Origin of the sequence: Orrella sp. JC864 (assembly GCF_037026685.1) — a bacterium.
Lineage (GTDB): Bacteria > Pseudomonadota > Gammaproteobacteria > Burkholderiales > Burkholderiaceae_B > Orrella.
Genome location: NZ_JBANET010000007.1, coordinates 106,013 through 120,159 on the forward strand (window position 1 = coordinate 106,013; position 14,147 = coordinate 120,159).

The following is a 14,147-nucleotide window of genomic DNA, read 5'->3' on the forward strand; positions in this document are numbered from 1 at the left end:
CGGCTAGCATAGGGGCTTTCCACCGACACGGGCGCGCGGCCGCCCGTCCAGACGATGAGCACGCAGCTTCCCGCCCAACCCCCCCAGCCCGTCCTGCCGGCGCCGCGCAAGCCGCTTGCGCGCGCCTGGATGCTGACCGCGCTGCTGGGGCTGGCCGCCCTGGCCCTGTGGGTGGACCTGCCCCTGGCGCAGCTGCTGCACAGCGAAACCACGCCGTCCATCGACGACCTGTTCGAGGACATCGGCGACATGGCCGACACTACCCTGTTCGTGGTGGGCGCGCTGGCCGTCTACGGCGGCGCGTTGTGGCGCATGCGGCACGACCGCCTGGGGCGCTGGCTGGGCATCGCCTACGAGCGCTGGGTGCGCGGCAGCCTGCTGGTGCTGGCCACGATGACGCTGGGCGGGCTGGTGACGCTGGTGCTCAAGCAGGTGGTGGCGCGCGCCCGTCCCGAAGTGTTCTTCGAGCAGGGCTTCTACGGGCTGGGGCTGCCGTTCTCGGGCGATCCCTTCAACTCCTTTCCCTCCAGCCATACGCTGACGGCCTTCGCGGTGGCGGCCGCGCTGGCCAAGCTGGCCCCGGCGCTGCGCTGGCCGCTGTTCCTGTTCGCCGCCGCGGTGGGCCTGAGCCGGCTGGTCAACCTGGACCACTACCTGAGCGACGTGGTCATGGCCGCCGGCGTGGCCATCGCCTCGGCCGGCTGGCTGGCGCCGCGCGTGCTGGACAGCCGCTATCAATGGCCGGTGCGCCTGCCCTGGCACTGGGGCCGCAAGGGTTGAGCCGCAAGGCCTGAACCGCAGGGGGGGTGAACGGCCGCGGCACGCGGGGAGAATGCCGCGCGCGTGCGGCCCGGCGGCTCAGTCGTGAGCGCGCCGCACCAGGTGCCTGCCGGCGTCCAGCTGGTCCAGCGCGGTCACGCCCAGCATCGCCATGTCGCGCGAGACCTCGCGCGTGAGCAGGTCCACCCCGTGCAGCACGCCGGCCTGCCCGGCCACGGCCGCCGCATAGCCGAAGGGCCGTCCCACGAATACCATCCGCGCGCCCAGGGCCAGGGCCTTGAGCACGTCGGTGCCGCGCCGCACCGAGCCGTCCAGCATCACCGGGATGTCCGGGCAGGCGGCCACCACGGACGGCAGGGCCCGCAGCGGCGCGATGGCGCCGTCGAGCTGGCGGCCGCCGTGGTTGGATACGATCAGGCCCTCGGCGCCGCAGTCGCGAGCCATGCGCGCATCGTCCGCGCTCAGGATGCCCTTGACCACCAGGCGGCCGCGCCATTGCTGGCGGATGGCCCTGAGCACGCTCCAGTCCAGGTTGCCGCGTTCGGAGAAGTCGCGCAGCACCGAAGGCGAAAGAATCGGCGCGCCGCGCGTGGCGTAGTTGTTCTCGAAATGCGGCATGCCGTGGCGCAGCAGCGTGCGCAGGAAAGTGCCGAACAGCCAGCGCGGATGCGTCAGGCCCTGCCAGGCCAGCGACAGGCTGGGCTTGAGCGGGGCCGAAAAGCCCATGCGCCGCGTGTTGTCGCTATTGGGCGGCACGGGCGTATCCACCGTGATGACCAGGGTCTTGAAGGCCGTGCCGGCCACGCGCTCGACCAGCGCCTCGATGCCGGCCCGGTCGCCGGGCAGGTAGGCCTGGAACCAGGCCTGCGGATTGGCGGCGGCCACCTCTTCCAGGCGGATCAGCGAAGAGCCGCTCATGATCATGGGCAGCCGGGCCTGGGCGGCGGCCTGCGCCAGCACCAGGTCGCCGCGGTAGGCCGACAGGGCCGACAGGCCCAGCGGACAGAAGCCGAAGGGGGCGCTGTAGTGCTGGCCGAACAGCGTCGTGGCGGTGCTGCGGCGCGAGATGTCCACCATGACGCGCGGCACGAAGCCATAGTCGCGAAAGGCCGCGCCGCTGTCCTGGAAGGCATGGCCGCGCTCGGCCACCGCGCTCATGTAGCCGAACACCGGCCGCGGCAGGTGGCGCCGCGCCGCCGTCTCGAAATCCTCCAGGGAAAATATCCGGCGCAGCCGCCGCGGCAGCGGGGTGGCGGGCGCGGCCGCGGACGGCGTGGCGGCGGTGCCGCAAGAGGTCAGGCTCATGGGGTCTTCGATGCGTTCGGCTTTGCGCGGGCGGCCCGGCGGAAAACTTACTCGGGCTTGATGCCGGCCTTCTTGATGAGGTCGCCCCATTTGACGCTCTCGGCCTGCATGTACTGGCGGAACTCGTCGCGCGTGCTGCCTTCCAGGGTCAGGCCCTGCTTGGTCAGCTTCTCGCGCAGCTGCGGATCCTCCAGGCTCTTGGCCACGCCTTGCTCGAGCTTGGCCAGCGCGGCCTGCGGCGTGCCGGCCGGGGCGTACAGGCCGAACCAGGTCAGCGCCTCGAAGCCTTCCAGGCCGGACTCGGCCACGGTGGGGATGTCCGGCGCGCTGTCGGCGCGCTTGAGGCTGGAGACGGCGATGGCGCGCAGCTTGCCGCTCTGGATGTGCGGCAGCAGCGTGGGCAGGTTGCTGAACATCAGCGGCACCTGGTTGCCCAGCACGTCGGTGATCGCGTTGGCCTCGCCCTTGTAGGGCACGTGGACCATCTTGATGCCGGCCATCGCGGCGAACAGCTCGGCCGAGACGTGCTGCGGCCCGCCCAGCCCCGAGGAGGCATAGGGCAGGTTGCCGCCTTGCGCCTTGGCGTAGTCGATCACGTCCTGCACGGTCTTCAGGGGCAGCGAGGGATGCACCACCAGCACCAGCGGCACCGAGGCGACCAGCGAGATGGGCTCGAAATCCTTGATGGGATCGAAGCGCAGCGAGGGATACATGCCCGGGGCCACCACCATGGTCGATTGCGTGGCCAGCAGCAGCGAATAGCCGTCGGGCCTGGCGCGCGCGGCCGCCTCGGCGGCGATGGTGCCCGTGGCGCCGGGACGGTTCTCCACCACGTAGGGCTGGCCGAACTGCTTGCCCAGCGCCTGGCCCAGTTCGCGCGCCACCTGGTCCACCGCGCCGCCGGCCGAAAAGCCCACGTAGAGGGTGCTGGGCTTGGACGGGTAGTCGTCCTGCGCGTGCGCGGCGCCGGCCCCCAGGGCGGCAAGGCTGCAGGCGAGCAAGGTGGCGAGCGCCCGGCGGCGGGCGGCGAGGGCAGGGATCGGCATGGTGTCTCCGGAAGCGGATTGTTATGGGAAGGCGGCGCGGCGGCCGCGCGTAAGGCATTTATTGTTGAGCAAGCCAAAAAGCAGCACAATTTCATTTTTGATTCTTGAGAATCAACTTTTTATTGATTCGTGGGCCTGTCCGCATGGAAACCCAGTTCGTCGATACCTTCGTCATGATTGCCGAATGCGGGTCCATGGCCGAGGCCGCGCGCCGGCTCAACGTCACGCCCACCGCGCTGGCCCAGCGGGTGCGCGCCCTGGAGCGCGAACTGGGCGTGACGCTGTTCACCCGCTCGGGGCGGTTCGTGCGCGTGACCGAGAGCGGCGCGCGCCTGCTGGTGCGCGCCCGGCAGTTCCAGCAGGAAGTGCGCGAGCTCAAGGCCGCCGCCTCGGCCGACGGCTTTCCGGGCGGCCTGCGCATCGGCGCCATCCGCACCGCGCTCACCCACGTGATGCCCGAGATCCTGCGCGGCATCGCCCGGCGCTATCCGCGCCTGGACGCGGCGCTGGAGATCGGCGCCTCGCACGATCTCTACCACCTGGTGGCCAGCGGCAACGTGCACGCGGCCCTGATGGTCGAGCCGCCCTTTCCCATCCCCAAGTCCTTCGCCTGGCATCCCTTGCGCGTCGAGCCGCTGGTGCTGCTGGCGCCGGCCGGCCTGCCGGCCTCGGACGATGCCGATACGCTGCTGCGCGAGCAGCCGCTGATCCGCTACGACCGGCGCACCTGGGGCGGCCTGCTGGCCGACCAGTACCTGCGCCAGCGCGGCCTGCAGCCGCAGGAGCGTTTCGAGCTGGATTCGCCCGACGGCATCCAGGTGCTGGTGGGCCTGGGGCTGGGCGTGTCGCTGGTGCCCGATTGCTTTCGCGAAGGCTCGCTGCCCGCCGAGGTGGTGCGCATCGCCTTGCCCGGCAATACGCTGGCGCGCCGGCTGGGCATGCTATGGCCGGTGGGCTCTCCCTACGCGCGCCTTTTCGAGATGGTCCTTCCCGAGGCGGCCAGGGCCTGAACCGCGTGCCACCTTGCCTTGGTTGTGATATATATGGATCATATATAGAGCATATAATGGCAGGGACCATGGGCATCGTCAAAATCTCCGACCTGGTACATGAAAACCTGCGGCTGGCCAGCAATGCGTTCAGCCGTTCCATCAATGCGCAGGCCGAGCATTGGCTGCGCGTGGGCATGCTGGCCGAGCTGCGTCCGGACTTGCGCTATCCCGAGCTGTGCCGGCTGCTGCTGGCCGCCGAGGCCAGCGGCCGTTCGCTGCTGGAGGCCGCGACGCCCGAACCGCAGCATGGAGAAGCAAGATGATCCGCCCCTTCGTTACCGCCGCCACGGCGATCCTGGGCTGCCTGCTGGCCTTTGCCGCGACGGCGCAGGCGCAGGCTGGCGCCACCGGCAAGTTCAAGGTGCTGACCACTTTCACCGTCATCGCCGACATGGCCCGCAACGTGGCCGGGGATGCGGCCGTGGTCGAATCGATCACGCGCCCGGGCGCCGAGATCCACGAATACCAGCCCACGCCCGGCGACCTGGTCCGGGCCCGTGACGCGCAGCTGGTGCTCTGGAACGGGCTGAATCTGGAGCTGTGGTTCGAACGCTTCTTCAGCCGCCTCAAGGACGTGCCCGGGGCGGTGGTGTCCGAGGGCATCGAGCCCATGGGCATCGGCACCGGGCCGTATCGCGGCAAGCCCAATCCGCACGCATGGATGTCGCCCACCGAGGCGCTGCGCTACGTCGACAACATCCGCGATGCGCTGGTCCAGCACGATCCGGCCAATGCCGACACCTACCGCGCCAACGCGCAGGCCTACAAGCAGCGCATCGAGCAGGCCATCGAGCCGATCCGCGCACGCCTGCAGGCCATCGCGCCCGAACGCCGCTGGCTGGTCACCAGCGAGGGGGCGTTCAGCTACCTGGCGCGCGATTTCGGCCTGAAGGAGCTCTACCTGTGGCCGATCAACGCCGACCAGCAGGGCACGCCGCAGCAGGTGCGCCGCGTCATCGACGCGGTGCGCGAGCACGGCATCCCCGCCGTGTTCAGCGAAAGCACCGTATCGGCCGATCCGGCGCGCCAGGTCGCGCGCGAAACCGGCGCGCGCTACGGCGGCGTGCTGTACGTGGACTCGCTCAGCGCCGAGGACGGTCCGGTGCCCACCTATATCGACCTGCTGCGCGTGACCTCCGAAACCATCGCGCGGGGCCTGGAGCCATGACGGGCGCCGCCGGCCAGGCCGCAAGCGGCAGCGGTTTGCGCGTGCGCGGCGCCACCGTGGTCTACCGCAACGGCCACACGGCCTTGCGCGAGGCTTCGTTCGATACGCCCGCCGGCACCATCACCGCGCTGGTCGGCGTGAACGGCAGCGGCAAATCCACGCTGTTCAAGGCCATCATGGGCTTCGTGCGGCTGGCCCAGGGCGAGATTTCCGTGCTGGACATGCCCGCGCGCGAGGCGCTGCGGCGCAAGCTGGTCGCCTACGTGCCGCAGGCCGAGGAAGTCGACTGGAACTTTCCCGTGCTGGTCGAGGACGTGGTGATGATGGGCCGCTACGGCCACATGGGCCTGCTGCGCCGGCCCGGCGCGGCGGACCGGCAGGCGGTCCAGGCCGCGCTCGAGCGCGTGGGCATGGCCGCGCTGCGCGGGCGCCAGATCGGCGAGCTGTCCGGCGGCCAGAAAAAGCGGGTGTTCCTGGCGCGCGCACTGGCCCAGGACGCGCGCGTCATCCTGCTGGACGAACCCTTTACCGGCGTGGACGTCACCACCGAGGACGCCATCATCGCGCTGCTGTCCGAATTGCGCGCCGAGGGCCGGGTCATGCTGGTGTCCACGCACAACCTGGGCAGCGTGCCCGAGTTCTGCGACCGTGCCGTGCTGCTGGACCGCACCGTGCTGGCCTTCGGCCCCATCGGCGAGGTCTTCACGCGCCGCAACCTGCAGGCGGCCTTCGGCGGCGTGCTGCGCCATTTCGCCCTGAACGATACCGACGAGCGGCGCGCCCACGCGGTGGGCATCTTTTCCGACGACGAGCGGCCGCTGGTGTTCTACGGCGAGCAGGTCACCGCGCGCGAGCGGCCCGATACGCAAGGAGACGGCTGATGGCGGCGCTGCTGGCCGAACCCTTCGGCTATGGCTACATGGTCAACGCCATGTGGGTGTGCGCGCTGGTCGGGGCGGTGTGCGGCTTCCTGTCGGCCTACCTGATGCTCAAGGGCTGGTCGCTGATCGGCGATGCGCTCTCGCACGCCATCGTGCCGGGCGTGGCGGGCGCCTACATGCTGGGCCTGTCGTTCTCGGCCGGGGCCTTTTTCTCGGGCGCGCTGGCCGCCGCCAGCATGCTGTTCCTGAACCATCGCACGCGCCTGAAGGAAGACGTGGTCATCGGCCTGGTGTTCTCGGCCTTCTTCGGCCTGGGACTGTTCATGGTCTCGCTCTGGCCGGCCTCGGTGAACATCCAGACCATCGTGCTGGGCAACGTGCTGGCCATCACGCCGCACGACACCTTGCAGCTGGCCGTCATCGGCACGGTCTCGCTGCTGGTGCTGCTGCTCAAATGGCGCGACCTGATGGTGGCGTTCTTCGACGAAAGCCACGCGCGCTCGGTGGGCATCAACCCCGTTTTCATGAAGGGCCTGTTCTTCGTGCTGCTGTCGGCCTGCACCGTGGCGGCGATGCAGACGGTGGGGGCCTTCCTGGTGGTGGCGATGGTCGTCACGCCCGGGGCCACCGCCTACCTGCTGACCGACCGCTTCGGGCGCCTGCTGGCCATCAGCGTGGGCATCGGCGCGGCCAGCAGCCTGGCGGGGGCCTACGCCAGCTATTTCCTGGACGGCGCCACCGGCGGCATCATCGTGCTGCTGCAAACGGCCTGCTTCCTGGCCGCCTTCGTGTTCGCGCCCAAGCATGGCGTGCTGGCCGCGCGCCGGCGGGCGGGCGCGCAAGGGGCCCGGCCATGACGCTGGCCGAAACCCTGCTGCTGCCGCTGCAGTTCGATTTCATGCGGCATGCCTTGCTGATCGCCGTGCTGGTGGCCGTGCCGATGGCCCTGCTCTCGTGCTTCCTGGTGCTCAAGGGCTGGGCGCTGCTGGGCGATGCCGTCTCGCACGCGGTCTTTCCCGGCGTGGTGCTGGCCTACATGGCCGGCTGGCCGCTGGCCATCGGCGCCTTTGCCGCGGGCATGGCCTGCGCGCTGGGCACCGGCTATCTGCAGGCCCACAGCCGGCTCAAGCAGGACACGGTCATGGGCGTGGTGTTCTCCGGCATGTTCGCGCTGGGACTGGTGCTGTACACGGGCATCCGCAGCGACGTGCACCTGGACCACATCCTGTTCGGCGACATGCTGGGCGTGGACTGGCCCGACCTGGCCGAAAGCGGCCTGATCGCGCTGGCGGCCACCGGCGCGGTGGCGCTCAAGTGGCGCGACCTGCTGCTGCATGCCTTCGACCCGGTGCAGGCGCGCACCGTGGGCCTGCGCGTGGGGCTGCTGCACTACGGGCTGCTGGCGCTGCTGACGCTGACCATCGTCGGCGCCCTCAAGGCCGTGGGCCTGATCCTGGCCATCGCGCTGCTGATCGCGCCCGGGGCCATCGCCTTGCTGCTTACGCGCAGCTTCGGGGCGATGCTGCTGTGGTCGGTGGCCATCGCCACGGCGTGCTCGCTGCTGAGCGTATACCTGAGCTTTTTCCTGGATAGCGCGCCCGCGCCCACCATCGTGGTGATGCTCTCGCTGTGCTTCGTGGCCGTCTTCGCGCGGGCCAGCTGGCGCGCGCGCCGCACGGCTCAGGCCTGACGGCCGTGCGCGGCCAGCGCCGGCACGATGTGGCCGGCCAGCAGTTCGTGCAGCTGGCGCGCATAGCCGTTGCGGCCCGAGGGCTGGTCCGGATCGGAGATCATCACCACGCTGGCCGACAGGCTGGGCAGCACGTACAGCAGCTGCCCGCCGTAGCCCCAGGCGTAGTAGACGGGGTGGCCCGCCGCCTCGGCGATGAACCAGCCATAGCCGTAGGCATGCCCGGTAAAGGGCGATTGCGTGCGGGGCTGCCACGAGGCCTGGATGTAGGGGCCCGGCACCACCTGCGTGTCGCCCGCGCGCCCGTCCTGGCGCATCATCTCGCCAAAGCGCAGCAGGGCGCGCGGCGAGATCGCCATGTTGTTGCCGCCCAGGTAGATCCCCTGCGGGTCGCGGTCCCAGCCGCCAAAGCGCATGGCCAGCGGCTCGCCGAACCAGTCGCGCGCCAGCTGCAGCGTGCTGCGGCCCGACGCGTCGGTCAGGATGGCCGACAGCAGGTGCGAGCTGCCCGTGGAATACAGCATCCGCCCGCCCGGCTCGTCCACGAAAGGCCGCGAGACGACGTAGCCGACCCAGTCGCGGCTGTTGACCCAGCGGCCGTAGTTCGGTCCCGAGGTGCGCTCCAGGCCGGCGCGCATGGTCAGCAGGTCCTCGACGGTGATCTCGGCCAGCCGCGGATTGGCGCGGGCAGGCAGGCGCTTTTTCAGCAGCGGCGCGATGGCGGCGTGCACCCCGGGCAGCATGCCCTCGGCGATGGCGCGCCCGATCATGGCCGCGATCAGGCTCTTGGAGGCCGACTTGATGTTGACCGGCGCATCCAGGTCCATGCCGGGCCGGCTGCTTTCGACCAGGGCCGCGCCGTCCCGGGCCACCAGCAGGGCGCGCAAGGGTTCGAGCTGGCGCGCCTGCCGGGCGAGCCTGTCCAGCGTGGGCGCGGCGGCCTGCCCGGGGGCCGGGGCCGCCCGCGCCGCCGCGGGCAGGCCGGCGCCCAGCAGGCCCAGCAGCGGCAAGGCGCACAAGCCGCGCCGGGTGCGCAAACGGGAGATGTCCGTGAAGGCAGAGGTATCCATGCGGGTGGGACGCCGGCCGGGCGCGGCGGTTCCCGTGCCGGCGTGACTTATGGATGACATATTTCCTGTCATGATCGGGCCGTAGAATCCTTGCTGCCGCGAGGCCTTCTGGCGGCGCCCGTTGGCCCCTTATCCCGAACAGCCGAACAGGTACCGATGACTTCGCGCCGCCTGCCGCAACGCCTTGCCCGTCTTGTCTTCCTGCTCGTTTCCTGCCTGGCGCTGCTGGCGGCCGCGGCCGCCTTGGGCGCCTGGCTGTGGCTGCGCGCCAGCCTGCCCCAGCTCGACGGCAGCGTGCCGGCCGCCGGCCTGCGCGAGCCGGCCGTGCTGCTGCGCGATGCGGCCGGCTCGGTGACGGTCCAGGCCCGCAACCGCAACGACCTGGCCTATGCCACCGGGCTGGCCCACGGCCAGGACCGCTACTTCCAGATGGACCTGCTGCGGCGCAATTCGGCGGGCGAGCTGGCCGAGCTGCTGGGCCAGGCCGCGCTGCCGCTGGACCGGCGCAACCGGCCGCACCGTTTCCATGCGCGGGCCCGGGCCGCCTATGAAGCGCTGCCCGAGGCCGACCGCGCCTTGCTGCAGGCCTATGCCCAGGGCGTCAACGCCGGCCGCGAGGGTTTGCGCGCGCGGCCTTTCGAATACCTGCTGCTGCGCACCGAGCCGCAGCCCTGGCGGCCCTACGACACGCTGCTGGTGATCTGGTCCATGTACTTCGACCTGCAGGGCAACGAGTTCAGGCGCGTGCTCGGGCGCGGCCTGCTGCGCGAGATGGTGCCGCCCGACCTGCTGGCCGCGCTGACGCTGCCCGCCAGCCATTGGGACGCGCCGCTGGACGGGCGGGCCGCGCCGGCCGGCCTGCCGGCGGTGCCGGCCACGCGGCCGGACTGGCTGGACCAGCCGCCGCCCGCGCGCCTGTCGCGCGAGAGCAGCTTCGCGCCGTCCGCCTCGGTGGGCAGCAATGCCTGGGCGGTGGACGGCGCGCGCGGGCAGGGCGGCCTGGCGCGGGTGGCCAACGACATGCACCTGCGCCTGGCCTTGCCGGCCATCTGGTATCGCCTGGTGCTGGAGTATCCCGACGGGCAGGGCGGCACGCGCCGCATCGCCGGCGTCAGCCTGCCCGGCGCGCCGGTGGTGGTGGCCGGCAGCAACGGGCAGGTGGCCTGGGGCTTTACCAACAGCTATGGGCGCTATATCGACCTGATCGAACTGGAGCTGGATCCGGCCGATCCGCTGCGCTATCGGGACGGCCTGGGCAACTGGCGCCGCGCCGAGCAGCAGACCGAGATGCTGGCCGTGCGCGGCGGGCGGCCCGAGCCGCTGGCGCTGCGCATCACCCATTGGGGACCGATGGTGCAGGCCGCCGGCAAGACCTACGCCTTGCGCTGGATCGCCCACCTGCCCGATGGCGCCGACCTGGCGCTGCAGCGGCTGGAAACCGCCGCCGACGTGCCGGCCGCGCTGGATGTGGCGCGCCGCGCGGGCGTGCCCACGCAGAACATCGTGGTGGCCGACCGCCAGGGCCGCATCGGCTGGTCGCTGGCCGGCCCGCTGCCGGCCGAGGTGGCCCAGCCGCAAGGCTTTCCGCTTTCCGCCAGGCAGGCGGGCGGGGCGCTGGCGCGCCTGCCCGCGCAGCACTATCCGCAAGTGATCGATCCGCCCTCGGGCCGGCTCTGGACGGCCAACAGCCTGCAGCTGGGCGACCCGGCCGCGCAGGCGCGCATCGGCGACGGCGGGGCGGACGTGGGCGTGCGGGCCACCCAGATCCGCGACGCCTTGCTCGCGCGCGAAGACTGGGACGAGACGGCGCTGATGCGGCTGCAGCTGGACGACCATGCGCGCTGGGTCCACGCCTGGCGCGAACTGGCGCTGGGCGCGCTGGACGACGCGGCGGTGCGGGACCGGCCGGGCCGCGCCGAGTTCCGCCGGCTGCTGCGGCAGTGGGACGGCCATGCCGGCGTGGACCAGGCCGGCTATACGCTGGCGCGCGCCTTCTACCAGGCGCTCTACGATGTGTGGCTCGGCCCGCTGGACCGCCGCCTGCAGGAAAGGGACCCGTCGCTGGCGCTGCGCTACGCCAGCTCGCGCCTGCTGCCGCTGATGGAGGCGCTGGCGCGCGAGCAGGCCTGGCGGCCGGCGCGCTTTGCCAGCTGGCAGGATTTCCTGCTCGAGCGCATCGACGCGGTCGTGGACGAGTTCACCCGCGACGGCCGGCCGCTGGCGGCCGCGACCTGGGGCAGCCACAACACCCTGGACATGGCGCACCCGCTGGCGCGGGCCTTGCCCGCGCTGCGGCCCTGGCTGTCGGCGCCGGCCGAGCCGATGGCCGGCGACCTGAACGTGCCGCGCACGCAGGGGCCCGATTTCGGCGCCTCCGAGCGCATGGTGGTGGCGCCCGGCCACGAGGCGCAGGGCCTGCTGCAGCTGCCCGGCGGCGCCTCGGGCCATCCCTTGTCGCCGTTCTTTCTGGCCGGCCACGAAGACTGGGCAAGGGGCCGCGCCGCGCCGCTGCTGCCCGGGCCGGCGGCGCACCGCCTGGTGCTCGAGCCGGCTAGGCCGCGCCCTTGATCCGGTTGGGCGCCACCGCCACGAACAGCAGCGTGGCGGCCAGGTACACCATGCCGGTGACGGCCAGGCCCGCGCCCACGCCCACCAGCGTGAACAGCGCGCCGACGAACAGCGGCCCGATCATCTGGCCCAGCTTGTCGGCGGCGCGCATGACGCTGGTGGCCGCTCCCGGGCCGTATTGCTGCACGCGCGGCAGCGACAGCGTCCACGAGGTCTGGGCCGCGCCGGCCCAGCAGCTGCCCAGCGCCAGCAGGAAGACCGCCAGCGCCACCATCTGCAGGCTGCTGTCCACGTACAGGTAGGCCATGCCGCCGCCGCCCAGCAGTCCGCCCAGCGCGATGAAGTATTTCTTGTTGCCGCCGCAGTCCACCAGCCGGCCGATGGCCGGCCCCAGGTAGATCATGCACAGCCCGTACACCATCAGCACGCGCCCGATGTTGGCGGCCGGCACGCCCTGGGCTTCCAGGTACAGCGGCAGCGCGAAATACAGCAGTCCCACCTGCGCGATGGAGAAGGGCACCACGGCCCCGGCCAGCAGCGCGCCGAAGTCGCGGCTGGCCAGCAGCCCGCCCAGGCGCCGCGCGCTGGCCCAGAAGGTCAGCCGGGCGGTGGCGCTGGCCGGCGGGCGCGCGGCGATGGCGGTGGCCGGTTCGGGCGGCTTGCCGCGCCAGCGGCGGGTCAGCAGCCCCACGCCGGCCAGCGGCAGCAGCAGCACGACGGCGCTGGCGGCGAACACCGGGCGGTAGCCGGCCTGGTCGGCCAGCATGGCGCCCACGGCCGTGCCCGACAGATGGCCGGCGAACAGTCCAGCCACCAGCCAGGCCATGTTGCGGCCGCGGTACAGCGGCGAGCTGCGCAGCACGACAAAGCCTTGCAGGCCCATCCATGCCAGGCCGTAGCCCAGGCCCACCGTGCCGCGCGCCAGCACGAAGGTCTCCAGCGCGCCGGTGGCCGCCGAGGCCAGCGAGCCGGCCGCCGCCAGCAGCAGGCCGCCGATCACCGGCCAATGCCAGCCGTGGCGGTCGGTGATCCTGCCGGCGGCCAGCGCGCCGACCAGTCCGCACAGCATCTCGGCCGACAAGGGCAGGGCGAGCAGGATGTCCTGCGGCAGCGCCAGCATCCCGGACGGCAAGGTGCGGGCGAACAGCGGCAGAAAGCTCAGCGGCAGCGCCCAGGCGAACAGGAAGCCGAACATCACGGGCCGGGCGGCGCGCGCGGCGTCCTCGGCGCGCCGGGCGATGCCTTCGGGGTGCGGCTGCTGCGTGCCGCGCCGCGAGCGGGCGATCAGCAGCGTCAGCAGCAGGAACATCTCGAAGGCGGCGATCGCCGAGATCAACGCCACCGTGCCCGCGTCCATGACGCGGCTGCGCACGCCGGCGGCCACCACGGCCGGATCGAGCTGCACCGCCAGATAGCCGTCGGCCGGCGCGTCCTGGCCGCGCCCGGCCGAGAGGGGCAGCGATACCAGCAGGTTGCCGTCGCCGGCGCGGGTATCGATCCGCGCCGGGTCCAGCGCGCCGCGCCCGTCGGCGGCGTACAGCACCCGGCCCTGGGCGTCGCGCAGGGAAATGTCGGCCACGCTGGGCAGGCTGCCGGCCACGCGCGCGAACAGCGTCTCGATGCCGCGCAGCCGGTCGATGCCGATGCCCATGCGCAGCACCCGGCCGATGTCGGCCTGCACGCTTTCGGCCAGCATGGCGACGTTGGCGCGCGTGCTCTGCAGCCAGGCCGAGCGAAAGGCAGTGACCGTATCGGCGGCATACACGCCCTGGGCCAGGATCAGCGCGGCCAGCGGCACGGCCAGGCGCGCGCGCCCGCCCGGGCGCGTCAGCGCCTGCAGCGGCATGAGCCAGCCCAGCACGGCCAGCAGCAGCGCGGCCGCGCCCAGCGTGGTCAATCCCAGCACCAGCACGCTGCGTTCGATGAATTCGCGCTCGCGCGCGGCCTGCAGGCTGTCGTCCACCGAAATGGCCAGCACGCCGGCCACGGCGCCGTCGCCGCCGTGCAGCGGCACGGCCAGCGTCAGCGCCTGCTCGCCGTGCATCAGGGCCGCGCCGCCGGGGCGCCGCTCGATGCCGCCTTGCGCGCCCGGTGCGCCCGGTGCGAGCACTGCCGCGCGCAAGGGTTCGGGCAGCGCGCCGGCCTGGCCGTAGCGGCCCACCGCATAGCCGTCGGGCAGGGCCACGGCCGCGCCGGCCAGGTCCGGCACGCGCGCCAGGCTTTGCTCGATCAGGCGGTCCAGGCCGGAGAACTGGGCCATCGGCTTGCCCAGGCGCAGTCCGGTTTCGATGCGGGCCGCGGTGTCGCGCGCGATCAGCTCGACCCGCTCGGCGGTGTTGTTCGCCGCCAGCCGGCTGAAGGCGGCCAGCCCCAGCACGCCGGTCAAGGCCTGGGCCAGCACCAGGATTACCAGGAAGGCGCCGACGATCTCGGCCACGACGACCCGGCGGCTGATGCCGGGATCAGCCGGCGCTGCGTGTTGCATGGGAGTGCTTCCTATCGATGGCGCCGGCTTGGCCCGCGTGACTATAATCCAGCAGCTTTTTCCATTGTTGTTCATGGCCGGGACGGCCAATCGGCGAAATCA

12 protein-coding genes are annotated in these 14,147 nt (G+C 71.9%); 8 read left to right on the forward strand and 4 right to left on the reverse strand.

What is annotated here, in order from left to right; genetic code table 11:
- Positions 1–54: 54 nt before the first annotated feature.
- Positions 55–780, forward strand: a complete 726-nt coding sequence (locus V8Z80_RS09170; RefSeq protein WP_336061800.1) for a phosphatase PAP2 family protein — start codon at positions 55–57, stop codon at positions 778–780.
- A 78-nt stretch (positions 781–858) separates the two neighbouring features.
- Here the strand turns inward: V8Z80_RS09170 and V8Z80_RS09175 are convergent, their stop codons facing one another.
- Together V8Z80_RS09175 and V8Z80_RS09180 are read right to left on the reverse strand one after the other, a co-directional pair.
- Positions 859–2,085, reverse strand: coding sequence for an alpha-hydroxy acid oxidase (locus V8Z80_RS09175; protein WP_336061801.1), 1,227 nt, complete (start codon positions 2,083–2,085; stop codon positions 859–861).
- Positions 2,086–2,132: 47 nt separating this feature from the next.
- The gene (locus V8Z80_RS09180) at positions 2,133–3,131 is read right to left on the reverse strand and encodes a Bug family tripartite tricarboxylate transporter substrate binding protein (protein WP_155194004.1); all 999 of its coding nucleotides are present in this window, start codon (positions 3,129–3,131) and stop codon (positions 2,133–2,135) included.
- 143 nt (positions 3,132–3,274) lie between these two features.
- On the opposite strand from V8Z80_RS09180, the gene V8Z80_RS09185 reads away from it, so the two are divergent.
- From V8Z80_RS09185 to V8Z80_RS09210, 6 genes are all read left to right on the forward strand, one after another.
- A complete protein-coding gene (locus tag V8Z80_RS09185; protein WP_155194006.1) occupies positions 3,275–4,141 on the forward strand; it encodes a LysR family transcriptional regulator in 867 nt (288 codons plus the stop codon).
- 68 nt (positions 4,142–4,209) lie between these two features.
- Positions 4,210–4,446, forward strand: a complete 237-nt coding sequence (locus V8Z80_RS09190) for a ParD-like family protein (protein ID WP_155194008.1) — start codon at positions 4,210–4,212, stop codon at positions 4,444–4,446.
- Complete coding sequence (locus V8Z80_RS09195) at positions 4,443–5,351, forward strand: metal ABC transporter substrate-binding protein (RefSeq protein WP_336061802.1); 909 nt, start codon at positions 4,443–4,445, stop codon at positions 5,349–5,351. The genes V8Z80_RS09190 and V8Z80_RS09195 overlap by 4 nt, the downstream gene beginning before the upstream one ends.
- Positions 5,348–6,232, forward strand: coding sequence for a manganese/iron ABC transporter ATP-binding protein (locus V8Z80_RS09200; protein WP_155194011.1), 885 nt, complete (start codon positions 5,348–5,350; stop codon positions 6,230–6,232). The genes V8Z80_RS09195 and V8Z80_RS09200 overlap by 4 nt, the downstream gene beginning before the upstream one ends.
- Positions 6,232–7,089, forward strand: coding sequence for a metal ABC transporter permease (locus tag V8Z80_RS09205; RefSeq protein WP_155194013.1), 858 nt, complete (start codon positions 6,232–6,234; stop codon positions 7,087–7,089). The genes V8Z80_RS09200 and V8Z80_RS09205 overlap by 1 nt, the downstream gene beginning before the upstream one ends.
- Entirely contained in the window at positions 7,086–7,922 is an 837-nt protein-coding gene (locus V8Z80_RS09210; protein ID WP_155194015.1) for a metal ABC transporter permease, read from the forward strand. Before V8Z80_RS09205 ends, V8Z80_RS09210 begins: the two co-directional genes overlap by 4 nt.
- On the opposite strand, the gene V8Z80_RS09215 is transcribed toward V8Z80_RS09210, so the two are convergent.
- Positions 7,913–8,992 (reverse strand): serine hydrolase domain-containing protein, encoded by a 1,080-nt coding sequence (locus V8Z80_RS09215; protein WP_336061803.1) that lies wholly within the window; start codon positions 8,990–8,992, stop codon positions 7,913–7,915. The two genes, V8Z80_RS09210 and V8Z80_RS09215, sit on opposite strands and share 10 nt — an antisense overlap.
- A 156-nt stretch (positions 8,993–9,148) precedes the next feature.
- Between V8Z80_RS09215 and V8Z80_RS09220 the strand changes: the two genes are divergently transcribed.
- Positions 9,149–11,560, forward strand: coding sequence for a penicillin acylase family protein (locus V8Z80_RS09220; protein ID WP_336061804.1), 2,412 nt, complete (start codon positions 9,149–9,151; stop codon positions 11,558–11,560).
- On the opposite strand, the gene V8Z80_RS09225 is transcribed toward V8Z80_RS09220, so the two are convergent.
- Positions 11,544–14,045: an MFS transporter gene (locus tag V8Z80_RS09225; protein ID WP_336061805.1), complete on the reverse strand. Its 2,502-nt coding sequence runs from the start codon at positions 14,043–14,045 to the stop codon at positions 11,544–11,546. The genes V8Z80_RS09220 and V8Z80_RS09225 overlap by 17 nt on opposite strands.
- Between the last annotated feature and the right edge of the window lie 102 nt (positions 14,046–14,147).

Coding starts and splice junctions, on each gene's coding strand:
- V8Z80_RS09170 (WP_336061800.1), top strand. CDS start 55: ATGAGCACGCAGCTTCCCGCCCAACCCCCCCAGCCCGTCCTGCCGGCG.
- V8Z80_RS09175 (WP_336061801.1), bottom strand. CDS start 2,085: ATGAGCCTGACCTCTTGCGGCACCGCCGCCACGCCGTCCGCGGCCGCG.
- V8Z80_RS09180 (WP_155194004.1), bottom strand. CDS start 3,131: ATGCCGATCCCTGCCCTCGCCGCCCGCCGCCGGGCGCTCGCCACCTTG.
- V8Z80_RS09185 (WP_155194006.1), top strand. CDS start 3,275: ATGGAAACCCAGTTCGTCGATACCTTCGTCATGATTGCCGAATGCGGG.
- V8Z80_RS09190 (WP_155194008.1), top strand. CDS start 4,210: ATGGGCATCGTCAAAATCTCCGACCTGGTACATGAAAACCTGCGGCTG.
- V8Z80_RS09195 (WP_336061802.1), top strand. CDS start 4,443: ATGATCCGCCCCTTCGTTACCGCCGCCACGGCGATCCTGGGCTGCCTG.
- V8Z80_RS09200 (WP_155194011.1), top strand. CDS start 5,348: ATGACGGGCGCCGCCGGCCAGGCCGCAAGCGGCAGCGGTTTGCGCGTG.
- V8Z80_RS09205 (WP_155194013.1), top strand. CDS start 6,232: ATGGCGGCGCTGCTGGCCGAACCCTTCGGCTATGGCTACATGGTCAAC.
- V8Z80_RS09210 (WP_155194015.1), top strand. CDS start 7,086: ATGACGCTGGCCGAAACCCTGCTGCTGCCGCTGCAGTTCGATTTCATG.
- V8Z80_RS09215 (WP_336061803.1), bottom strand. CDS start 8,992: ATGGATACCTCTGCCTTCACGGACATCTCCCGTTTGCGCACCCGGCGC.
- V8Z80_RS09220 (WP_336061804.1), top strand. CDS start 9,149: ATGACTTCGCGCCGCCTGCCGCAACGCCTTGCCCGTCTTGTCTTCCTG.
- V8Z80_RS09225 (WP_336061805.1), bottom strand. CDS start 14,045: ATGCAACACGCAGCGCCGGCTGATCCCGGCATCAGCCGCCGGGTCGTC.